Raw genomic sequence first — 22,290 nt, 5'->3', positions numbered from 1 at the left:
AAATGTTTAACATCATGAATTGATAACGTTTTAGAACAGATTTCTGGTGAAGTGTGCGGCTAAAAAGCGTATCTTCAGCGCGGATTTATCATTACACGCTGTCTCTCCCTGACCATGCTCAATTGCGGAGCTTAATGTGATTCAAACGCTCTTTGATTTCCCTACATATTTCAAGTTTTTTATTGGCTTGTTTGCCCTGGTCAACCCGGTAGGGATTATCCCTGTCTTCATCAGTATGACCAGCTATCAGACAGCCGCCGCGCGAAATAAAACCAACCTGACGGCAAACCTGTCGGTGGCGATTATCTTGCTTACGTCTCTTTATCTGGGGGACGCCATTCTTCAGGTCTTCGGCATCTCGATTGATTCGTTCCGAATAGCAGGCGGGATCCTGGTGGTGACGATTGCCATGTCGATGATCAGCGGCAAGCTGGGGGAGGATAAACAGAATAAGCAGGAAAAATCAGAGACAGCTATCCGCGAGAGCATCGGCGTGGTGCCACTGGCACTGCCGCTGATGGCGGGCCCGGGGGCAATCAGCTCTACCATTGTATGGGGAACACGCTATCACAGCCTGATGCACCTGATTGGCTTCTCTGTCGCCATTGCCCTGTTCGCACTTTGCTGCTGGGGCGTATTTCGTATGGCGCCATGGCTGGTTCGCTTGCTGGGACAAACGGGCATCAACGTGATTACCCGTATCATGGGTCTGTTGTTAATGGCGTTAGGCATCGAATTTATCGTTACCGGTATAAAAAGTATATTCCCCGGATTAGTACACTGACTTTCGTTTGAAAGAGCGGAGCCAGCGGCTCCGTTTTTTTACGTGAATATCAGCAAATCATATAAATAAAGTTGAAATACGCACCAGCCATAATAAGTTCTACTAATAACCCTCTTTTGTTGATTTTCAAGAGGTTGTTTATTTTCAGTTTGCTTCTCTGCCCATAAATCCTTCAAACGCTCTGTTATTTTACTCACATGATACTCTGGGGCTTGCTGACAGATAACCGAAATGATATTAGTAATTTCGACGCTGACCCAGACGAATGTGCTAAATAATAACCAGATGTTAAATTTTCGTGAAAAATCGTTCGAATTTGTCATGTCATTGCACCAGTCACGAGAGAACTCTACAACTGAATGTATTGTAAGGGTTTTACTTGTTTTTGGCGTGAAAGGTGGTCGGCGGCATAGCTACGCCTGACTCCGTAAAAGAGAAATGCTTAACAAATTTGCAAAATGTATTGGCGAGAGTTGGCACCATTTGGTACTTTCCGGCCTTATATTTTGCGGCATTAAACAAGTTGATGAGAACTATTTTCATATAGACCTCACTTAAGCTTTCCAGCACACCTCACTGACAGGGGAGAGGTGTAAAGAATCGACGCAAGATCGCCGTACGAGCGGTCAGTAATAATGAAGTCGATGATAGCAAGAAGTAAAAAAAGAACCTGACAGCAGCAAAAAAAACTCCTGCGCTGTACAGGCCCCAACAGGGGATTACACAACTGGCGAAGGCCAGTCATAATAATGAGTGGAGTATCAACACAATGTCCATCATCACAAAAAAAAGTCTGGTAGCGGCGGGGATTTTAACTGCGCTAATCGCGGGCAACGCTGCAATGGCTGCGGACGTTCCTGCTGGTGTTCAGCTGGCTGAGAAGCAAACGCTGGTACGTAATAACGGTGCGGAAGTGCAGTCTCTTGATCCGCACAAAATTGAAGGTGTTCCAGAGTCTAACGTTAACCGCGATCTGTTTGAAGGTCTGCTGGTGACTGACGTAGACGGCCACCCGGCTCCGGGCGTGGCGGAAAAATGGGACAACAAAGATTTTAAAGTCTGGACCTTCCATCTGCGTAAAGATGCCAAATGGTCTGACGGTACGCCGGTTACCGCCGAAGATTTCGTCTATAGCTGGCAGCGTCTGGCGGATCCGAATACCGCCTCCCCGTACGCGAGTTACCTCCAGTATGGCCATATCGCCAATATTGATGACATCATCACGGGTAAAAAGCCAGTAACCGACCTGGGCGTAAAAGCCATCGATGCCAACACTTTTGAAGTGACGTTGAGCGAACCTGTTCCGTACTTCTATAAGTTGCTGGTTCACCCGTCCGTTTCTCCGGTACCAAAATCCGCGGTAGAAAAATTTGGTGAAAAATGGACGCAGCCTGCGAATATCGTGACCAACGGTGCATATAAGCTGAAGGACTGGGTCGTTAACGAGCGTATGGTGCTGGAGCGCAACCCGCAGTATTGGGATAATGCCAAGACGGTTATCAATCAGGTCACCTACCTGCCAATCTCTTCTGAGGTAACGGACGTAAACCGCTACCGCAGCGGCGAAATCGACATGACCTATAACAACATGCCGATTGAACTGTTCCAGAAGCTGAAAAAAGAGATCCCGAAAGAAGTGCACGTCGATCCGTATCTGTGCACCTACTATTATGAAATTAACAACCAGAAAGCACCGTTCACCGACGTACGTGTTCGTACTGCACTGAAGCTGGCTCTGGATCGCGACATTATCGTGAATAAAGTGAAGAATCAGGGCGACCTGCCGGCTTACAGCTACACCCCGCCTTACACCGACGGTATGAAGCTGGTTGAACCTGAATGGTTCAAATGGTCCCAGGAAAAACGTAATGAAGAAGCGAAAAAGCTGCTGGCTGAAGCGGGCTATACCGCCGACAAGCCGCTGACGTTTAGTCTGCTGTACAACACCTCCGATCTGCATAAAAAACTGGCTATTGCCGTCGCGTCAATCTGGAAGAAAAATCTCGGCGTGAACGTGAAGCTGGAAAATCAGGAATGGAAAACCTTCCTCGATACGCGCCATCAGGGAACCTTTGACGTGGCACGTGCAGGGTGGTGTGCGGATTATAACGAACCGACCTCATTCCTGAACACCATGCTCAGCGACAGTTCGAACAATACCGCACACTATAAGAGCCCGGCGTTTGATAAGCTGATTGGCGATACCCTGAAAGTGGCAGATGACGCCCAGCGCGCCGATCTGTATGCGAAATCAGAACAACAGCTCGATAAAGACTCTGCGATCGTTCCGGTTTACTACTACGTTAACGCCCGCCTCGTGAAACCATGGGTAGGGGGTTATACCGGTAAAGACCCGTTGGATAATATTTCCGTTAAGAATCTTTATATTATCAAGCATTAATGGCAATACGTGGGGCGAGCGAGCTTGCCCCACTGTGTCTATTTTGTAACATTCATCAGGCACACGCCAGAAGGTACGGGCAATGTTGAAATTTATCCTGCGTCGCTGTCTTGAAGCGATTCCAACGTTATTTATTCTAATTACAATTTCCTTCTTTATGATGCGTCTTGCGCCGGGCAGTCCTTTTACCGGTGAACGCACGCTTCCGCCAGAAGTTATGGCCAACATCGAAGCGAAATATCATTTAAACGATCCTATCACTACGCAGTACTTCAACTATCTGAAGCAACTTGCACACGGTGATTTTGGTCCGTCATTCAAATATAAAGACTATTCCGTTAACGACCTGGTGGCGTCCAGCTTCCCGGTATCGGCTAAATTAGGGGCTGCTGCATTTATCCTGGCCGTTGTTCTCGGTGTCACTGCGGGCGTTATCGCCGCACTAAAACAAAATACCCGATGGGATTACGCCGTAATGGGGGTCGCAATGACCGGGGTGGTTATCCCCAGCTTCGTTGTCGCGCCGTTGCTGGTCATGATATTCGCGATAACCCTTAAATGGCTGCCCGGGGGCGGCTGGAATGGCGGGGCGCTGAAGTTCATGATATTGCCGATGGTGGCATTATCTCTGGCCTACATTGCCAGTATCGCCCGTATTACGCGTGGTTCAATGATTGAAGTCCTGCATTCGAACTTTATCCGTACCGCCCGAGCGAAAGGGTTGCCGATGCGCCGGATTATTTTCCGTCACGCTCTCAAGCCTGCACTGTTACCGGTGCTCTCCTATATGGGTCCTGCATTCGTCGGCATTATTACGGGTTCAATGGTGATTGAAACCATTTATGGCCTGCCGGGCATCGGGCAGTTGTTTGTTAACGGGGCGCTTAACCGAGACTATTCGCTGGTGCTGAGCCTGACGATCCTCGTGGGCGCGCTGACCATTCTGTTTAATGCCGTTGTCGATGTGCTGTATGCCGTTATCGATCCGAAAATCCGTTACTAACTGGAGCACGCCATGATGTTGAGTAAGAAAAACAGCGAGGCGCTGGAAAACTTCAGTGAAAAGCTGGAGGTCGAAGGTCGTAGCCTTTGGCAGGACGCCCGCCGTCGTTTTATGCATAACCGTGCCGCCGTTGCCAGCCTGGTCGTGCTGGTGCTTATCGCGCTTTTCGTAACCCTTGCGCCAATGCTCTCTCAGTTCACCTATTTCGATACGGACTGGGGCATGATGTCCAGCGCGCCGGATATGGAATCCGGGCACTATTTCGGTACCGACTCCTCCGGGCGTGATTTGCTGGTGCGTGTGGCGATTGGCGGCCGTATCTCCCTGATGGTTGGCATCGCAGCGGCGCTGGTGGCGGTAATTGTCGGCACGCTTTACGGTTCGCTTTCCGGTTACCTCGGCGGGAAAGTGGACTCCGTGATGATGCGTATGCTTGAAATCCTGAACTCCTTCCCGTTCATGTTCTTCGTCATTCTGCTGGTGACCTTCTTTGGTCAAAATATCCTGCTGATCTTCGTGGCGATCGGGATGGTGTCCTGGCTGGATATGGCGCGTATTGTGCGCGGCCAGACGCTGAGCCTTAAACGTAAGGAGTTTATCGAAGCCGCACAGGTTGGTGGCGTTTCTACCGCCAATATTGTGGTGCGTCATATCGTTCCTAACGTGCTGGGCGTGGTGGTGGTATACGCCTCCCTGCTGGTGCCAAGTATGATCTTGTTTGAATCTTTCCTGAGCTTCCTGGGATTAGGTACGCAAGAGCCGTTGAGTAGCTGGGGCGCTCTGTTAAGTGACGGCGCAAACTCCATGGAAGTGTCACCGTGGTTACTGCTGTATCCGGCGGGCTTCCTGGTCGTCACCCTGTTCTGTTTCAACTTTATCGGCGATGGCCTGCGTGATGCCCTCGACCCGAAAGACCGTTAAGGAGCGCCGTCATGACCATTATTGAAACGGCAACCGCGCCACAGGCGCAACAGCGGACCAGCGCACTGCTGGACGTTAAAGACCTCCGCGTGACGTTTAAAACCCCCGACGGTGATGTGACTGCCGTTAACGATCTCAACTTCGACCTGCGTGCCGGTGAAACGCTGGGCATTGTGGGCGAATCCGGTTCCGGTAAATCCCAGACCGCATTCGCGCTGATGGGCCTGCTGGCATCAAACGGCGTGATAGGGGGTTCGGCGACGTTTAACGGGAAAGAGATCCTGAATTTGCCGGAACATGAGCTGAACAAGCTGCGCGCCGAGCAGATTTCAATGATTTTCCAGGATCCGATGACCTCCCTGAACCCCTATATGCGGGTGGGTGAACAGCTGATGGAAGTGCTGATGCTCCACAAGGGGCTGGGCAAAGCCGAAGCGTTTGAAGAGTCCGTCAAAATGCTGGATGCGGTGAAAATGCCTGAATCACGCAAGCGCATGCGCATGTATCCGCACGAGTTCTCCGGCGGTATGCGTCAGCGCGTCATGATCGCGATGGCATTGCTTTGCCGGCCAAAACTGCTGATCGCTGATGAACCAACCACCGCTCTCGACGTGACCGTCCAGGCGCAGATCATGACGTTGCTGAACGAGCTGAAGCGTGAGTTCAACACCGCCATCATCATGATCACCCACGATTTAGGCGTCGTTGCCGGGATCTGCGACAAAGTGTTAGTCATGTATGCAGGCCGCACGATGGAATACGGTAATGCCCGCGATGTGTTCTACCAGCCAGCCCACCCGTACTCTATCGGGCTGCTGAATGCCGTACCGCGCCTCGATGCGGAAGGGGAGTCGCTGCTGACTATCCCGGGCAACCCGCCAAACCTGCTGCGTTTGCCAAAAGGCTGCCCGTTCCAGCCACGCTGTCCGCATGCGATGGAAATCTGTAACAGCGCACCGCCGCTGGAAGCGTTTGCCCCAGGCCGTCTACGCGCCTGCTTTAAGCCGCTGGAGGAGCTGGTATGAACGCAATCGACGAAAAAAGAAATGTGCTGCTCGAAATCGCTGACCTGAAGGTCCATTTCGATATCAAAGACGGTAAACAGTGGTTCTGGCAGCCTGCCAAAACCCTGAAAGCGGTGGATGGCGTTACGCTACGCCTGTACGAAGGGGAGACCCTGGGCGTGGTGGGCGAATCCGGCTGCGGCAAGTCGACATTTGCGCGTGCGATCATCGGCCTGGTGAAAGCCACCGACGGGAAAGTGGCCTGGCTTGGCAAAGATCTGCTGGGGATGAAGCCGGATGAATGGCGCAATGTGCGCAGTGATATCCAGATGATTTTCCAGGATCCTCTGGCGTCCCTGAATCCGCGTATGACCATTGGCGAAATCATTGCCGAGCCGCTGCGCACCTATCATCCGAAGATGCCGCGCCAGGAAGTTCGCGATCGGGTGAAAGCGATGATGCTGAAGGTGGGTCTGTTGCCTAACCTCATCAACCGCTACCCTCACGAGTTTTCCGGCGGTCAGTGCCAGCGTATCGGTATCGCACGCGCGTTGATCCTTGAACCGAAACTGATTATCTGTGATGAGCCGGTTTCGGCGCTGGACGTTTCCATCCAGGCCCAGGTGGTTAACCTGCTACAGAAATTGCAACGGGAAATGGGGCTGTCGCTGATCTTCATCGCCCACGATCTGGCGGTGGTAAAACACATTTCAGACCGTGTGCTGGTCATGTATCTGGGCCACGCCGTGGAACTGGGCACGTATGATGAGGTGTACCATAATCCGCTGCACCCTTATACCAAAGCGCTGATGTCTGCGGTTCCCGTTCCGGATCCCGATCTGGAAAAAAATAAAACCATTCAGCTTCTGGAAGGTGAACTGCCTTCGCCAATCAACCCGCCTTCAGGCTGCGTATTCCGTACGCGATGCCCAATAGCCGGGCCGGAATGTGCAAAAACACGGCCGGTTCTGGAGGGCAGTTTCCGACATGCGGTTTCCTGCCTGAAAGTAGACCCGTTATAATCGCAAGGGCTGACATGATGTCAGCCCTTATTTTTTAGAGGTTAATGTGTCGCGATTATTCACGTCGGCCCGTCAGCGGCTTTATCACCTTTTATTTGATCCAGAAACGGTTTCCGGTCGCCGTTTCGAGGGTCTGTGTGGCTTATTTGCGCTGATTAGCGTCATTATTATCTTTATCGAATCCGGTGCCGGAACGCAGTACCACATGACGTATGAGGAGTGGCACGTTTTTGTCTGGCTGGAATTGATCGTCACGCTGGTGTTTACCGCAGAGTATGTGCTGAGGGTCATTAGCTGGCCAAATCCGGCGAAATACGTTTTCAGCTTCTGGGGATTTATTGATTTAGCCACTATCCTGCCGCTGTATGTCATGTGGCTGTGGCCTGAGATCAGCCTGAATTATGTGTTTGCCTGGCGCGCAATGCGGGCGATTCGTGTGTTACGAATTCTGAAGCTGCTGCGCTTTATGCCGTCGCTGAGGGTTTTTTGGGTCGCCATTGTCAGCGCCCGCCACCAGCTTATTCTCTTCTATTCGTTTATTGCTATCGTGATGATCGTTTTTGGCTCCCTGATGTATTTAATCGAAGGGCCAAAATACGGGTTTACCACGCTTAATGCGTCGGTTTACTGGGCTATCGTCACGGTGACCACCGTGGGCTATGGCGATATTACACCGCATACGCCGCTCGGACGTATTGTGGCATCGATTCTTATTCTGATCGGTTATTCGGTAATAGCGATACCGACGGGGCTAATTACCACCCATATGAGCAGCGCCTTCCAGAACAGCAAGCAGCAACGCAAATGTCCGAATTGTCAGCAGGGAAATCATGAACCCGGGGCGCGGTTTTGTCACCGCTGTGGAAATGCCTTGCCGGATTAAATAAAAAAGGCTGCGCGGGCAGCCTTTTTTATTATTCGCGCCAGAGAATATGGCACAGCTTATGGTCTTTCTCGCGGCACAGCAGGACGCGGGCAAAGATGTCGTTAATTTCTCCGCCGTCTTCATCTGCCAGGCCAATTACCACCTCAGCGAAGAAGTCCGGGTTGAGATCAAAATCGACGTGTTCGGCCCAGTCTTCAGACGGATCGAACAGCTCAGCACCGCCACGCTCTTCAAATTGCAGGTTGAAAAGAATGACGTCAGCAGGGTCGAGATTATCGACCGCCAGCTCGAGAAAAATATCGTAGGCCTGTTCGAGCGTTTCGTCTTCGGTCAGGCGATTGTTCAGATCCATTTCCATGATGACTACCTGTTAAACATCGTTGGGCACGTTTTACAGCAACGGACTAAAGAAGTAAAACAGTCGTTCGGCAATTCGCTGCCACAGCGGACGTTTCGCCCACAGTCTGGCGTCCAGCAGGCGTGAGCGGGAGATATAATCATCCTGAACCGCCGCCAGATCGCCGCCGAAACCGGCGTCATCAATGACCAGCGTTATTTCTAAATTCAGCCACAGACTGCGCATATCGAGGTTGACGGTACCCACCAGGCTCAGCTCTCCGTCTACCAGCACGCTCTTGGTGTGTAACAGACCGCCTTCGAACTGATAGATTTTAACGCCCGCGGCCAGCAGCTCACTAAAGAACGCGCGACTTGCCCACCCGACCAGCAGCGAATCGTTCTTGCGCGGCATAATAATGCTCACATCCACTCCGCGCTGTGCTGCTGTACAGATGGCGTGCAGAAGGTCGTCGCTGGGGACGAAATAGGGCGTGGTCATGATCAGATATTCCCGCGCGGAGTACGCGGCGGTAAGCAGTGCCTGATGGATCAGATCTTCCGGGAAGCCAGGACCGGAGGCGATAGTGTGGATAGTGTGCCCGCTGGCTTCCTCAAACGGCATGATATTGCCATCCGGCGGCGGGGGAAGAATGCGTTTACCGGTTTCAATTTCCCAGTCGCACGAATAGACTATGCCCATAGAGGTTGCCACCGGGCCTTCCATGCGAGCCATCAAATCGATCCATTGCCCCACGCCGGAATCCTGTTTAAAGAAGCGGGGGTCGACCATGTTCATGCTGCCGGTGTAAGCGATATAGTTATCGATCAGAACCATTTTCCGGTGCTGACGAAGATCCATGCGGCGCAGAAAGACGCGCATAAGATTCACTTTCAGCGCCTCGACCACCTCGATACCGGCGTTGCGCATCATGCCTGCCCACGGGCTACGGAAAAAGGCCACGCTGCCGGCAGAGTCCAGCATCAGGCGGCAGTGGATACCGCGACGTGCAGCGGCCATCAGCGATTCGGCGACCTGGTCCGCCATGCCGCCCGGCTGCCAGATATAAAACACCATCTCGATATTATGCCGGGCGAGCTGGATATCACGGATCAGCGCCTGCATCACGTCATCGGAAGAGGTCATCAGTTGCAGCTGATTGCCTTTTACCCCAGCAATGCCCTGGCGGCGTTCGCACAGCTTGAACAAAGATGCGGCCACGCTGCTGTTCTCTTCGGCGAAGATATGCTTGCAGGCTTTAAGGTCGGCAAGCCATTTTGCCGTGGAGGGCCACATGGCACGGGCGCGTTCGGCCCGGCGTTTACCCAGATGAAGTTCACCGAAAGAGAGATAGGCGATGATGCCCACCAGCGGCAGAATGTAGATAATCAGAAGCCAGGCCATGGCGGAAGGCACCGCTCTGCGTTTCATCAGAATGCGCAACGTCACCCCGGCAATTAACAGCCAGTATCCTAAAATGACCAGCCAACTCACCACGGTGTAGAAGGTTGTCATAAATAAAAAATCCTTTTGAAAGCGTATTGTTATGAGTTTACGCATCAGGATTCATCTGGCAAATAAAAACGGCAGATAAAAGCGCTGGTTTGCCGCCTGCTTAGGCATATAATGGCATCTCTGTTAGAGAAAGAGTTGTAGACATGAAGCGCAGTAGAACTGAAGTAGGGCGCTGGCGCATGTTGCGACAGGTGAGTCGTCGTAAGGCTCGTTGGCTGGAAGCACAATCCCGCCGCAATATGCGTATCCACGCCATCAGAAAATGTGGCCTGAACAGACACCGTAACGCGCTGCTGTTCGCGGTCCAGGATATCTGAAAAGCATGAGGGGCACCGTAAAGGTGCCCATTAAACATCCAGACTATCAATTTTTGCAGTCTCCTCCCGTCTGCTTTCCACGATATACTACGTCCCCATAACGTCATGATATTAAAAGATGAATCCTTATCTCTGGATTTTTATTGCACTTTTGGCGCTGGATGCGCTCAGGGAAGGTTTAGGACTTTCGTCATTTTCCTCATTGGCAGATTATGTTTTTGCGTGGGGAATACATTGGCTTTATTAAAGGAAAAAAGGATGAACGTAAAAGTGATGGCAGCACTCTTCGGGATTGCAGTATTAAGCGGTTGTGCCAGTAGCAAAACCTCACCCGAACGGCACGCGTTTTATTTCGTGTCGCATCAGTCCAGCTTTACTGGCGGCAATTACACCTCCAGCGTGCAGAAAAATTATCACCTGAACGTAGCGCAGTTCCGCGAGCTTTATGCCCGGGGCAAAGCTGACCGTGCGGAAGGGCGGACTCAGGCTGAAGCCAGTGAATACGCGCAAAGCATTCGCGATCAGCTGAAAGAAAATGCGAAGTCGCAGGAATTGTACGCAGGCAACGCGAAGGATAAATGGTCTTCGGACATGGACAGTAAAGACGCCATATTATTTGGTAACGAACTGGCCGCGACTTATCTTGATGGTTATAACGGCGTACAATAGCGCAACTGATTCAGGGGATACCGTAATTACCGGTATCCCCGCTGTTTTTGAGCAAAAGGAGTGAGACGTGTTTGCGGAGTTTGGTGTACTGAATTTCTGGACCTATGTTGTCGGCGCATTTTTTATCGTGCTGGTTCCAGGACCGAACACCTTGTTTGTGCTGAAAACAGGGATTGGCCACGGCGTTAAGAAAGGCTATCTGGCAGCCACCGGTGTGTTTATTGGTGATGCCGTGCTGATGTTTCTGGCCTGGGCGGGCGTCGCCGCGTTGATCCAGACCACTCCGGTATTATTTAATATTGTCCGCTATCTTGGGGCGTTTTATCTGCTGTGGCTTGGCGGAAAAATGCTCTGGTCCGTTCTGACACGTCAAAAAAATGCGCACGAAAGTAGCGCCGAACCGGCAAGCGCGATCCTTAAGCGTTCGCTGGTGCTGAGCCTGACGAACCCGAAAGCGATTCTCTTTTACGTATCGTTCTTCGTGCAGTTCATTGATGTCAATGCGAAGAATACCGGCACGTCGTTCCTGATCCTCGCCACCACACTTGAGCTGATCAGCTTCATGTACATGAGCTTCCTGATTTTCTCAGGCGCGTTTGTCACGCGTTATCTGAAAACCAAAAAGAAACTGGCGAAGCTGGGGAACGGGTTGATAGGCCTGCTGTTTGTTGGATTTGCGGCGAGGCTGGCGTCGCTGCACTGAATGAAGAAAAGGCTCCCGAGGGAGCCTTTCATTTCAGAACACTTTTTTATACGGGCGAACCGTGACTTTCTCGTACACGCCGGCTGCGACGTACGGGTCTGCTTCTGCCCAGGCCTGCGCGGCTTCCAGAGATTCAAACTCGGCAATCACCGTGGAGCCGGTAAAACCCGCTGCTCCCGGATCGTTGCTGTCAACGGCAGGCATCGGGCCTGCGGTCAGCAACCGACCTTCATCCTGTAGCAGCTGTAAACGCGCCAGATGGGCAGGGCGAACGGAAAGACGTTTTTCCAGAGAATCAGGTACATCTTCAGCGTAAATCACATAAAGCACGGCAAAGCTCCTTAACCGGTAAAAGTGACATTTACGTTATGTGAAAGCACAAATGACTGCAATGTAAAGATAATAACAATGTTAAAACCCTGATCTGGATGCCCCTTTTTTGCCCTCTTATACGCTTAAATTGCGCCAGGACAAAGTGTCTTATTGAATATGATTGCTATTTGCATTTAAAATCGAGGTTCGGTTTTTTAACGTTGATGATTATGACTTCGATGACCCTTGATTTACCTCGCCGCTTTCCATGGCCGACGCTGCTTTCCGTCGTTATTCACGGTGCTGTCGTGGCGGGTCTGCTCTATACCTCGGTTCATCAGGTTATTGAAATGCCAGCGCCAGCGCAGCCAATTTCTGTGACCATGGTATCGCCCGCGGATCTTGAACCGCCGCAGGTTGCGCCGCCGCCGCCACAGCCCGTTGTTGAACCCGAGCCGGAACCCGAGCCGATTCCTGAACCGCCAAAAGAAGCGCCGGTGGTGATCCATAAGCCAGAGCCGAAACCTAAACCGAAGCCAAAACCCAAGCCGGTCAAAAAGGTGGAAGAGCGTCCGAAACGCGAAGTGCGTCCGGTTGAGCCACGCACCACGCAGCCGGTTGAAAATGCCGCCCCGTCACGTCCGCTGATGAGTAACACCACGACCGCGACAAAACCGACGGTAACGGCGCCAGCGGGCCCGCGCGCGCTGAGCCGTAACCAGCCGCAGTATCCGGCACGTGCTCAGGCGTTACGTATTGAAGGGCGTGTACGGGTGAAATTCGACGTTACGGCTGATGGACGTGTGGATAACGTGGAAATCCTGTCCGCACAGCCGGCGAATATGTTTGAACGCGAAGTTAAATCGGCCATGCGCAGGTGGCGTTATGAAGCCGGTAAACCCGGCAATGGGTTGATTGTAAATATTGTCTTCCGCCTGAACGGCGGGGCACAGATGGAATAAAAGAAGCCTCCGCAAGGAGGCTTTTTTTTACCTGAGGATCAGCTCCGTGGGAGCTGGCGGGGCTTACCGTCGCTATCCACTGCCACGTAGATGAACAGGGCCTCCGTCGCCTTATAGCGCTGACCAATCGGTTCAGAAGAGACTTTTTTCACCCATACTTCAATGTTAATGGAGATAGACGTATTGCCGCGTTTTACGCAGCGTGCGTAACAGCACACCACGTCCCCCACCGCGACAGGGCGCAGGAAGGTCATGCCATCGACCCGGACGGTTACCACGCGCCCGTGTGCAATCTCTTTTGCCAGGATTGCACCGCCCATATCCATCTGCGACATTAACCAGCCGCCAAAAATATCGCCATTGGCATTCGTATCCGCAGGCATTGCCAGTGTGCGTAAAACCAGTTCGCCCTGTGGGGCGTCATTTGTTGTCATTGTTTTTAAACTCGTAACTGAAGACTTCAGGCGGGATGCTACTATGATTTCTGGCTGGAGAGAATAGGGTTAGCGCCCGCAGCGCGGGCGCCTGAAGGTCAGAAGGACATGGTTACGCCAGCGTAATAGGCGCGGCCCGGTTCGTTATAGGTAGATGCACCGTCATTTTCACGGTAAATCTGCTTGTCAAAGAGGTTGCTGATGCCGGCATTCAGGCGCAGGTTTTTGGTCAGCTGATAGTTACTGCCGATACCCACGATGGAATACGCGCCGATCTCTCTGTTGGACATCGCATTTTCCTCTTTGCGGATTTCAGCGTTTTCTCTGGGCTTCTGGCGGCCGTACATCGTCCAGCTTACGTTGGCTGAAAGCTTGCTGTTAACCTCCCAGTCCAGCATGGTGTTGACGGTATATTTGGGGATAATCGACAACGGATTACCGGTGTCTTTACTTTCAGACTGAATCATATACGTCGCATTAGTACGCCAGGTTAGCGTGTCGCGAATAACAGGGACGGTGAGGTTGCCTTCCAGACCTTCAACAACGGCCTTACCGCCGTTCTCCCATTGCAGGATATTTGCGCCGCTGCTTGTCTGCCCCAGCACGTCCGTTCCTGAAACGATCTTGTTTTTGTAATCATTGCGGAACCAGGTAATTCCAGCCTCGTAGCCTTCCAGGGCAAAGGCCAGGCCGATCTCTTTGTTCACGCTTATTTCCGGATCCAGATCCGGGTTACCTAACAGGTAACAGCTTCCTTCGGAAACGTTATTCGGGCAGCCATTACCGCGGGTGGAAAGCAGATAGCCTTCGCTGGATTGATACAAGTTTGGCGCTTTAAATACCCGAGCGATACCCGCTTTAACCTTGAACATATCACCCAAATCCTGAGAGAGGTTCAGGCTCGGACTCCAGTTGCTGCCAAATTGATTGTGATAATCAAAGCGGAGCCCTGGGATCAGGTTGGTGCCCTGACGCGCTTCAATATTGTCCTCAAGATAGATGCCGGTGAGGTCAGCGCTGTTTTTGCTGTTGCGCTCAGAAGCCGTGCCGGGAACGCCGTTAATCACTTCTCCCGACACATTTGTCGACTGCATTGAGGCCGGATCGTTCAGTTCATCACGGTTCCATTCTGCACCCACGGTTAGCGTCTGTTCGACCAGCCAGAAGAAAGGAATGTTCAGTTCACCCGTTGAACGGTATGACTCCAGCCGGCTGGTATCGTATTTATCGCTATTGATCATCCCTTCAACTTTGCCCGTAGAGCCTTCTTCCAGTCGGGTGTTGTTGGTCTTTTCATAATAAACCCCGAACTTTGACTGACCCCAGTCCCAGATGCCGTTGTGCGTAATGCCATAAGACTGGCGGTACATTCGGTTGGTTTCGTGTCCATACAGGGACGACACCAGACCGTCAGGGCTGACGTTGCTGTTGCTGTATTGAGTATCACCCGCGTAGATATTGCCCTGGCGGCTGTAGCTGTAGTCGAAATCGATAATCTGCTGTGGCGTGAGTTTCCAGGAGAGCAGGGCATTAATGTCCTTGTTACGTACGCCCTCTCGCCCGGCGGCGTAAGAGCCGTTTTGCGCGGTGTTGATGTCCTGAGCATCTGCGTCGGTTTTGTTAATGTTCCCGTACAGGCGCATCGTTAACGCATCGCCCGCGAGGGGGCCGCTCAGATCAAAATTAGCGCGTTTCGTCGCCCCCTCTTTATCATTTTCAGGCTGGTTAGTGTACAGGGAGAGGGAGCCGTGCCAGTCGTTGGACGGGCGTTTGGTAATGATGTTGACGACGCCGCCGGCAGCCCCCGAACCATAGCGGGCGGCAGCTGGTCCCCGGAGCACTTCAATACGCTCAACCATCTCTGGCGGAACCCAGTTGGTGTCCCCGCGGGTGTCGCGCTCCCCGCGCCAGCTGTAGCGCACCGAGTTACGTGACGTCACCGGCACACCGTCAATCAGAATCAGCGTGTTCTCTGGCCCCATACCGCGGATGTCGATCTGACGGTTGTTACCACGACTGCCTGTCGCGCTGTTTCCGGTGAGGTTAACCCCGGGCATTTTGCGAATAATTTCCGAAAGATCGTTAACCGGTGGATCCTTTTCTATGTCCTTTGCCGTGATGATGGAAACCCCCGGCTGTTGCTTTAGGGCCTCTTCAGCGGTTGCCTGAACGACCATTGTTTCACCATTGGCGAGAGGATCTTCCGCTGCGTGCGCGCTCTGGTATAGCGTTGAAAGAATGGCGAGTGTAAGTGTAGCCGGGGCAAATCTTATTATGTTATTCATCAACTCATTTCCATTTGTTAAAAATGCGATGAAGAATATTAATGATAGTGATTCTCATTACAATAAAGCGACAGCAATCTCCATAAAATCTTCATGATTCAGACATTTTCGCAGGAAGGTTGTGGAGAAAAGGGAAGGCGGGAAAAGAGGCCAGACCGCGTGACGATCTGGCCAGAAGGATCAGTGCTTGTCATCCTGCGGCATGTGGCGATAAATATAAACGCCGCTGAGCAGGGTGAAGATAAGGGTCAGCGCCGTCAGGCCAAACACCTTGAAGTTGACCCAGATATTCTGCGGCAGCCAGAATGCGATATAGATATTCGCCAGACCACACAGAATAAAAAATAGCGCCCAGGCGATATTCAGACGCCCCCACACAGCCTGCGGCAGCGTCAGTTCTTTCCCCAGCATGAGCTGGATCAGCGGCTTCTTCATCACCCACTGGCTGATGAGCAGCGCGCCCGCAAACAGGCCGTAAATCACTGTGACCTTCCATTTGATAAATTCATCATTGTGGAAGAACAACGTCAGACCACCAAACACCGCCACCATCAGGAAAGTGATGAGCGCCATCTTTTCAACTTTGCGATAGCGAACCCAGCTGTAAATCAGCACCACAGCCGTTGCCACAATCAGCGCCAGCGTGCCGGCATAGATGTCGTACAACTTATAAAAAGCGAAAAATACGATCAGCGGTAAAAAATCAAGAAACTGCTTCATTCTGCGATCCCGGTTACTGACGAATTAACATGTACAGGCGGAACAAATAGACCAGCAGTACAGCTGAAATCAGATTGCTCAGCGTATTGGCGACAACCGCGCCGACGTTTGGCGTTAATACCGCAAAATTCGGCGCAAACAGCAACAGTAGAGTCTTGGCCAGCAACCAGCTGATAACGGCCGGGGCGACCAGACGCATATTCGCCCACGCGAGCCTTATACTGCTGCGCATGGCGGTGAAAATACCCATTTTGTCCTGCACAACCATTACTGGCGCAAATGAAAGCACGATAGCCAGCAGCACGCCCGGAACGACAACCAACATTATCCCCATCTGGACCAGCAGCGTAGTCAGGAAGATGAGGATAAACAGTTTCGGCAGCACCGGAGCACTGGCCCCGATGGCACGTAACGCGCTGACGCGTTGGCCGGCAGACACCAGCTGGATCATCAGCAACACGCCACCCGCCAGAATGGCGTTGCCGATTAGCCCCGAGAAGGTAGATGCCGCAGATGCACGCAGCAAGATTTGCTGTTGCTCTGGCGTCATATTCTGCACAAGGTCAAATAACCCTGCGCTGCCTGCAAGATGATCCCCCTGGCTCAGCGAGGCAATCTGTTCATCACTGGGTGAGAACGCATGACCCAGCACCACCGTAATGAAGGCGCACAACAACGCGATCAGTAAAAAAGTAACGAACTGATTGCGGAAAAAATTTCCCGTGTCACGGTAGACAGACTTCGCCGTGATAGACATGCACTCTCCTTGAGTATTGCAGGTGTTAATTAGCCGGCAATTGTACACCGGATAACACGCTGGTGGCAGCATCAAGGCTTGTATGGAAAAGCATATCTTTGTAAAGCGGCGGTAATCCATAGCGGGCGCGGGCGCGATTGCATGCCTCATTGACCTGTCCATCCTCTCCCGACATCGCGAAAGTGCGGCACGGGCTGGGGCGATCCGCGTAAATGGAACAGCGGGTGGATACCCCTGGTTCACCTTGCAGTGCCACACAGCGGCTCTGTTTTTGGTTGGTGCCGCGCATGCAACGCAGGAAAGGGGTCAAGGGTTCAGTGAGATCAACCGGAACGGTGCCGCCGCCATCGCTGGCTTCAGCCCAGTAGAAAGAGACTCGAAAATACGCACAACAGGCTCCGCACGTCATGCACGGGTTATGATCACTCATGGCACACCTGCAAAAGTAGAACGCATCAAATCAGATTGTGAGAGCGATAAATTATCCAGCCGCTACAGGAAGCGCAAGAGAGGAAAAACAGAAAATTTTTTAACTATGAAATGCCAAAAATTGACGCGGTAACAACTTATTGCTTTATGAGGCGTCACCAAAAATTAACCTAGATCAATGAATGTTAACTTACTGGTTTTAATGTGATCTGTGTTAGATCACTTATTACTCATTTGTGAGTATATTCTCCTCCGCAATTAAAACCACAACGATGGAGCGGATATGAAAAAATTAGCGGTGGCAGCCCTTATCTTAAGCAGTCTCTCTGGCGGCGCGTACGCGCATGAAGCAGGTGAATTCTTTATTCGTGCCGGTTCGGCAACGGTGCGTCCAACGGAAGGTTCCGACAATGTACTGGGTATGGGCGGGTTTAACGTTAGCAATAACACCCAGTTAGGTCTGACATTCACGTATATGGCTACGGATAACATTGGCGTTGAGCTTCTGGCCGCCACGCCATTCCGTCACCGCGTCGGTTTAGGGCCGACCGGGGACATTGCTACGGTGCACCATTTACCACCAACCCTGATGGCGCAGTGGTACTTCGGCGATTCCAGCAGCAAGGTGCGCCCTTATATTGGTGCAGGCGTTAACTACACCACCTTCTTTGATGAGAAATTTAACGATACCGGTAAAGAGGCCGGGCTCTCCGATCTCAGCCTGAAAGACTCGTGGGGCATGGCGGGACAGGTTGGTCTGGATTATCTGATTAACCGTGACTGGCTGATCAACGCCTCTGTCTGGTATATGGACATTGATACGGACGTGCGCTTTAAAGCTGGCGGCCAGCAGCAAAGTATCAATACCCGTCTGGATCCGTGGGTATTTATGTTCTCAGCGGGTTATCGTTTCTGACAGAAGATATATCCCCGGTCAGCCGGGGATTGCTGTATGGTGGTTGTTCCACACACCTGGCTGGAGGGGATATCCCCAACATCAAATTTGAGTGTCCGGTTTGTGCAGGTAAACAGTTTCAGTTCACGACGTTCAGCCCAGCACATAGCCTACCTCACGGTGCTATCTGTTCCGTTTGCGGAACACGTCTCACCATTCATTCATGCCTGCCGAAGCTCAGACGACGACGGTGGCCAAAGCCAGTAAACTAGAAAAGGCCTCTGAGAGGCCTTTTTCGATCGTGAAATCACTTCTGAATTAAATAACGAATGGTTGGTCCGTCCTGCTGGATATCCAGCACGGTATAGCCGTGATTTTTGGCATCAAGCGGAATGTTATTGATCGACTGGGGGCAATCGCTCACCACTTCCAGAATTTCACCTTTCTTTAGCTGCGGTAGCGCTTCAAGCGTGGCGACGGCCGGGTAAGGGCAAGGTTCACCCACCATATCGAGACGATAATCAGGCACGATCTCTTTCATGCGGCATTCTCCTGAGTTTCAGTTTTGGCGGTGGCGCGTCGGAAGAAGCGCTTCTCATGTGCAACAACCAGTAAGAAGGCGATAAGCAGCAGGGCGTAGGTCATCAGGAGTCCCCCGAGTGGACCAAAGGTTTTCAGCAGGTTGACCTTGTCCCAGTTTGTTGCCAGCACCGGAGAGACGTCATCCCAGTAGCAGGCCAGAAGGGTAGAGCCAATCACGTTACCCAGACCCACCCACCAGTAATGCACCTGGCCTTCCACAGCGCGATACATCCAGCCGGTTTCACACCCGCCCGCCAGCACGATGCCAAAACCAAACAGCAGCCCGCCAATGACGGCATTTGGGCCCGCCCACATGATTTTCGGTTCCACGCCGAGCTGAACGTAGCTGAAGATGCCGATCGCGCTCACGGCCATACCGGCAATGATCGCCTTCGCCATCATGGTTCGTCCGGTGATCCACATATCGCGAAACGCGGAGGTGAAGCAGATCTGCGCGCGTTCAATCAGCAGACCAAAGCCGACGCCGAACAGCATGGCCAGACCGAGTTTGGGCTGATTCATCGCCGTGCAAATCGCCCAGGCAACCATAGCAAAAAAGACCAGCATACCGAGGCGGAAGCGACGACGCGCCTGATCGGTTTTTTGCGTTAACGGAGATGCAGCGCTAACTTTCGTCATTTTCACCGGAATGCGGAACAGTGGCAGCAGGGTGAACTTTGCACCGAAATATGAGCCTATGGCGGTGGCGACGGCAAAGAACCAGGCATGCAGCGAGAACTGCGGAATACCGGTAAAGAACGCGGCCAGATTACAGCCCATCGCCAGGCGGGCGCCAAACCCGGCAATGATACCGCCGACCACGGCCTGCATAATGCGGATGCGGCTTTTCGGCATGCGCAACTTAACGTTGTTGGCCCACAGCGCGGCCGCAAAACATCCGCCAAACATGCCAATGATCATCATTCCGTCGATGCGGGTCAGCGGTGAGCCCTCAAGATGGATCAGTTTGAAGTAACCCCACTCTTCGGCATGAACGCCTGCCAGCTGTAATAGCTGCCCACCCCAGCGGGTAAACTCGCCCGTAACAGCCCAGAAGGTGCCGGTAATACCGAAATAATAGGTAGAGAGAATGCCTGCCGCGATAACGGCCGGAACAGGTGACCAGAACTTAACCAGGTAAGTCTGTTTGAAGGAATGCCAGGACATGAATAACCTCTGAACTCAGAAGGGTAACGCTAAAAAGAGCCCAGATCATACGCTTACGCGAAAGTTTGAAAAGTCATTCACACCGAAAATATCGACAGGATCAATTTTGACCTGCTTCTTTCAGGAAGAGAGAAGGGAAAACCGCCTGACGCCGGGGCCAGACGGTGTTAACGGTTACGCCTTGTGTGTGGCCGCTTTCATGGATGTGACGAATGCGTGTAACTCAGCCAGCATCTGCTCTGGCTTATCCACATTCTTCTCGATGATTTTCACGATAGCCGAACCGGAAATGGCCCCGGCGGCTTTCGCGTCAATCGCCGCAGTAACCTGATCCGGAGAGGAAATCCCAAAGCCCTGAAGCGGCGGTGCAGCATGGTATTCTGCCAGCTTCTCCACCAGATGATGCAGCGGAAGCGCGGCTTTGTTTTCCGCACCGGTGACGCCCGCACGGGAGAGCAGGTAGGTGTAACCCCGTCCGTAAGAGGCAATCTGGCGCAACAGATCGTCATCGGCATTCGGTGGACAGATGAAAATCGGCGCGACGTTGTGGCGCATCGCCGCCTGACGGAACGGCGCAGACTCTTCAACGGGCACGTCAGCCACCAGCACGGAGTCAACGCCCACGCGGGCGCACTCTGCGTAAAACGCATCAATACCGCGGCTGAACACCAGGTTGGCGTACATCAGCAGGCCGATCGGAATGGTCGGGTGCTTCTGGCGAATCGCCGCCAGCATTTCGAAGCACTGGCCCGGCGTCACGCCCGCAGCAAACGCGCGAAGCGTCGCGTTCTGGATGGTCGGGCCATCCGCCAGCGGATCGGAGAACGGAATCCCCAACTCCAGCGCGTCGGCACCAGCGTCAATCAGGGTATCGATAATTTTCAGCGACAGCTCCGGACCGGGGTCGCCCAGCGTCACGAAGGGAACGAAAGCGCCTTCCTGGCGGACTTTCAGTTGTGAAAATGCGTTGTCGTAGCGTTCCATCAGATTTCCCCTCGTGCTTTCAGAATATCGTGAACGGTGAAAATATCTTTGTCACCGCGACCGGAAAGGTTTACCACCAGCAGCTGCTCTTTTTCCGGGTTTTCCTTCATCATTTTCAGCGCGTGTGCCAGCGCGTGGGAAGACTCCAGCGCCGGGATGATCCCTTCATTGCGGCACAGCGTTTTGAAGGCCTCCAGCGCTTCGTCATCAGTGATGGAGACATAATCCGCGCGGCCGGTGCTGTTGAGGAACGCGTGCTGCGGCCCTACGGACGGGAAATCCAGCCCGGCTGAAATTGAGTAAGACTCCTCAATCTGCCCTTCATCGGTCTGCATCATCGGGGCCTTCATGCCGAAATAGATCCCCACGCGACCATGCTTCAGCGGCGCACCGTGCTCGCCCGTTTCAATGCCGTGGCCGGCAGGCTCAACGCCAATCAGCCCAACGCTGGTTTCGTCGATAAAATCGGCAAACATGCCGATGGCGTTAGATCCGCCGCCAACGCAGGCGATCACCGCATCCGGCAGGCGACCCTCTTTTTCGAGGATCTGCGCTTTAGTCTCTTCACCGATCATGCGCTGGAATTCACGCACGATGGTCGGGAACGGGTGCGGGCCTGCCGCGGTACCGAGCATGTAGTGGGCGGTTTCGTAGCTGCCAGACCAGTCGCGCAGCGCTTCATTACAGGCATCTTTCAGCGTGGCAGAACCGCTGTGCACAGGGATCACTTCCGCCCCCATCAGACGCATACGGAACACGTTCGGCGACTGGCGTTCCACGTCTTTCGCCCCCATATAGATGCGGCACTTCAGGCCGAGCAGGGCGCTGGCGAGGGCAGAGGCCACGCCGTGCTGGCCTGCGCCGGTTTCGGCGATAATTTCGGTTTTACCCATACGTTTGGCGAGCAGAGCCTGGCCAAGCACCTGATTAGTTTTATGCGCGCCGCCGTGCAGCAGATCTTCACGTTTAAGGTAGAGCGTGGTTCTGGTGCCTTCGGTCAGGTTGCGGCATTTGGTCAGTGCCGTCGGACGACCGGCGTAGTTTTTCAGCAGGTCAGTAAACTCCGCCTGAAACGCCGGATCTTTCTGCGCGCTCACGAACGCTTCTTCCAGCTGGCGCAGAGCGGGCATCAGGATTTGTGGGACGTACATCCCACCAAACTCACCAAAATACGGGTTAAGTAATGTCGTCATCTTCTCTT

At 52.8% G+C, this 22,290-nt stretch carries 24 protein-coding genes and 1 pseudogene; 13 read left to right on the top strand and 12 right to left on the bottom strand.

Annotated features, from left to right (window positions below; genetic code table 11):
• Positions 1-136: 136 nt before the first annotated feature.
• The 7 genes and pseudogenes from CKK19_RS14375 (at position 137) to CKK19_RS14345 (ending at position 8,018) form a co-directional block, all read left to right on the top strand.
• The gene (locus tag CKK19_RS14375) at positions 137-784 is read left to right on the top strand and encodes a YchE family NAAT transporter (protein WP_017384236.1); all 648 of its coding nucleotides are present in this window, start codon (positions 137-139) and stop codon (positions 782-784) included.
• Positions 785-1,553: 769 nt separating this feature from the next.
• On the top strand, positions 1,554-3,185 hold the full coding sequence (gene oppA / locus CKK19_RS14370; RefSeq protein ID WP_023300277.1) for an oligopeptide ABC transporter substrate-binding protein OppA: 1,632 nt from the start codon (positions 1,554-1,556) through the stop codon (positions 3,183-3,185).
• An 82-nt stretch (positions 3,186-3,267) separates the two neighbouring features.
• Positions 3,268-4,188 (top strand): oligopeptide ABC transporter permease OppB, encoded by a 921-nt coding sequence (gene oppB, locus CKK19_RS14365; protein WP_003856738.1) that lies wholly within the window; start codon positions 3,268-3,270, stop codon positions 4,186-4,188.
• 12 nt (positions 4,189-4,200) lie between these two features.
• Complete coding sequence (oppC, locus tag CKK19_RS14360; RefSeq protein WP_015570372.1) at positions 4,201-5,109, top strand: oligopeptide ABC transporter permease OppC; 909 nt, start codon at positions 4,201-4,203, stop codon at positions 5,107-5,109.
• 11 nt (positions 5,110-5,120) lie between these two features.
• Positions 5,121-6,134 (top strand): ABC transporter ATP-binding protein, encoded by a 1,014-nt coding sequence (locus CKK19_RS14355; protein ID WP_063853511.1) that lies wholly within the window; start codon positions 5,121-5,123, stop codon positions 6,132-6,134.
• The gene (gene oppF, locus CKK19_RS14350; protein WP_022648351.1) at positions 6,131-7,135 is read left to right on the top strand and encodes a murein tripeptide/oligopeptide ABC transporter ATP-binding protein OppF; all 1,005 of its coding nucleotides are present in this window, start codon (positions 6,131-6,133) and stop codon (positions 7,133-7,135) included. Before CKK19_RS14355 ends, oppF begins: the two co-directional genes overlap by 4 nt.
• A gap of 14 nt (positions 7,136-7,149) precedes the next feature.
• Positions 7,150-8,018 (top strand): annotated as a pseudogene (locus tag CKK19_RS14345) (ion transporter).
• Positions 8,019-8,049: 31 nt separating this feature from the next.
• On the opposite strand, the gene CKK19_RS14340 reads toward CKK19_RS14345, so the two are convergent.
• Together CKK19_RS14340 and cls are read right to left on the bottom strand one after the other, a co-directional pair.
• Positions 8,050-8,379, bottom strand: coding sequence for an HI1450 family dsDNA-mimic protein (locus CKK19_RS14340; RefSeq protein ID WP_006810881.1), 330 nt, complete (start codon positions 8,377-8,379; stop codon positions 8,050-8,052).
• Positions 8,380-8,412: 33 nt separating this feature from the next.
• On the bottom strand, positions 8,413-9,873 hold the full coding sequence (gene cls, locus CKK19_RS14335) for a cardiolipin synthase (protein WP_225455165.1): 1,461 nt from the start codon (positions 9,871-9,873) through the stop codon (positions 8,413-8,415).
• Between the two features lie 143 nt (positions 9,874-10,016).
• On the opposite strand from cls, the gene CKK19_RS14330 reads away from it, so the two are divergent.
• From CKK19_RS14330 to leuE, 4 genes are all read left to right on the top strand, one after another.
• Positions 10,017-10,190: a YciY family protein gene (locus tag CKK19_RS14330; RefSeq protein ID WP_017384232.1), complete on the top strand. Its 174-nt coding sequence runs from the start codon at positions 10,017-10,019 to the stop codon at positions 10,188-10,190.
• A gap of 118 nt (positions 10,191-10,308) precedes the next feature.
• Positions 10,309-10,437, top strand: coding sequence for a KPN_01571 family protein (locus CKK19_RS25425; protein WP_209662595.1), 129 nt, complete (start codon positions 10,309-10,311; stop codon positions 10,435-10,437).
• Between the two features lie 11 nt (positions 10,438-10,448).
• Positions 10,449-10,859, top strand: a complete 411-nt coding sequence (locus tag CKK19_RS14320; protein WP_022648348.1) for an Exc2 family lipoprotein — start codon at positions 10,449-10,451, stop codon at positions 10,857-10,859.
• Between the two features lie 67 nt (positions 10,860-10,926).
• Positions 10,927-11,562 (top strand): leucine efflux protein LeuE, encoded by a 636-nt coding sequence (gene leuE, locus CKK19_RS14315; RefSeq protein WP_063853510.1) that lies wholly within the window; start codon positions 10,927-10,929, stop codon positions 11,560-11,562.
• A 33-nt stretch (positions 11,563-11,595) separates the two neighbouring features.
• On the opposite strand, the gene CKK19_RS14310 is transcribed toward leuE, so the two are convergent.
• Positions 11,596-11,892, bottom strand: a complete 297-nt coding sequence (locus tag CKK19_RS14310; protein WP_003856755.1) for a YciI family protein — start codon at positions 11,890-11,892, stop codon at positions 11,596-11,598.
• A gap of 221 nt (positions 11,893-12,113) precedes the next feature.
• Between CKK19_RS14310 and tonB the strand changes: the two genes are divergently transcribed.
• Complete coding sequence (gene tonB / locus CKK19_RS14305; protein ID WP_032622462.1) at positions 12,114-12,836, top strand: TonB system transport protein TonB; 723 nt, start codon at positions 12,114-12,116, stop codon at positions 12,834-12,836.
• A gap of 38 nt (positions 12,837-12,874) precedes the next feature.
• Here tonB and yciA read toward each other — a convergent pair whose 3' ends face one another.
• The 5 genes from yciA to CKK19_RS14280 all read right to left on the bottom strand — a co-directional run bounded on the left by yciA (position 12,875) and on the right by CKK19_RS14280 (position 17,462).
• Positions 12,875-13,270 carry an acyl-CoA thioester hydrolase YciA gene (gene yciA, locus CKK19_RS14300; protein ID WP_022648341.1) on the bottom strand — a complete coding sequence of 132 codons (396 nt, stop codon included), beginning with the start codon at positions 13,268-13,270 and terminating at the stop codon, positions 12,875-12,877.
• A 98-nt stretch (positions 13,271-13,368) separates the two neighbouring features.
• Positions 13,369-15,555, bottom strand: a complete 2,187-nt coding sequence (locus tag CKK19_RS14295) for a TonB-dependent siderophore receptor (RefSeq protein ID WP_063853509.1) — start codon at positions 15,553-15,555, stop codon at positions 13,369-13,371.
• A gap of 180 nt (positions 15,556-15,735) precedes the next feature.
• Positions 15,736-16,275, bottom strand: coding sequence for a septation protein A (locus CKK19_RS14290; protein WP_063853508.1), 540 nt, complete (start codon positions 16,273-16,275; stop codon positions 15,736-15,738).
• Between the two features lie 13 nt (positions 16,276-16,288).
• Positions 16,289-17,032, bottom strand: coding sequence for a YciC family protein (locus CKK19_RS14285; RefSeq protein ID WP_023300270.1), 744 nt, complete (start codon positions 17,030-17,032; stop codon positions 16,289-16,291).
• Between the two features lie 25 nt (positions 17,033-17,057).
• The gene (locus CKK19_RS14280) at positions 17,058-17,462 is read right to left on the bottom strand and encodes a YkgJ family cysteine cluster protein (protein ID WP_017384228.1); all 405 of its coding nucleotides are present in this window, start codon (positions 17,460-17,462) and stop codon (positions 17,058-17,060) included.
• A 282-nt stretch (positions 17,463-17,744) separates the two neighbouring features.
• Here CKK19_RS14280 and ompW point away from each other — a divergent pair, with 282 nt between their 5' ends.
• A complete protein-coding gene (gene ompW / locus CKK19_RS14275; RefSeq protein WP_003856769.1) occupies positions 17,745-18,377 on the top strand; it encodes an outer membrane protein OmpW in 633 nt (210 codons plus the stop codon).
• A 286-nt stretch (positions 18,378-18,663) separates the two neighbouring features.
• Here the strand turns inward: ompW and yedF are convergent, their stop codons facing one another.
• The 4 genes from yedF to trpB all read right to left on the bottom strand — a co-directional run bounded on the left by yedF (position 18,664) and on the right by trpB (position 22,282).
• On the bottom strand, positions 18,664-18,897 hold the full coding sequence (gene yedF, locus CKK19_RS14270; RefSeq protein ID WP_003856774.1) for a sulfurtransferase-like selenium metabolism protein YedF: 234 nt from the start codon (positions 18,895-18,897) through the stop codon (positions 18,664-18,666).
• The gene (gene yedE, locus CKK19_RS14265) at positions 18,894-20,105 is read right to left on the bottom strand and encodes a selenium metabolism membrane protein YedE/FdhT (protein ID WP_063853507.1); all 1,212 of its coding nucleotides are present in this window, start codon (positions 20,103-20,105) and stop codon (positions 18,894-18,896) included. The genes yedF and yedE overlap by 4 nt, the downstream gene beginning before the upstream one ends.
• 174 nt (positions 20,106-20,279) lie before the next feature.
• Positions 20,280-21,089, bottom strand: a complete 810-nt coding sequence (gene trpA, locus CKK19_RS14260; RefSeq protein ID WP_063853506.1) for a tryptophan synthase subunit alpha — start codon at positions 21,087-21,089, stop codon at positions 20,280-20,282.
• On the bottom strand, positions 21,089-22,282 hold the full coding sequence (gene trpB / locus CKK19_RS14255) for a tryptophan synthase subunit beta (RefSeq protein ID WP_022648334.1): 1,194 nt from the start codon (positions 22,280-22,282) through the stop codon (positions 21,089-21,091). The genes trpA and trpB overlap by 1 nt, the downstream gene beginning before the upstream one ends.
• Positions 22,283-22,290: the final 8 nt, after the last annotated feature.

The organism is Enterobacter sp. CCUG 70166 (genome assembly GCF_020224095.1).
Lineage (GTDB): Bacteria > Pseudomonadota > Gammaproteobacteria > Enterobacterales > Enterobacteriaceae > Enterobacter > Enterobacter intestinihominis.
The sequence above is the reverse complement of the archived record's forward strand: the minus strand, read 5'-3'. Positions and strand labels throughout refer to the sequence as shown.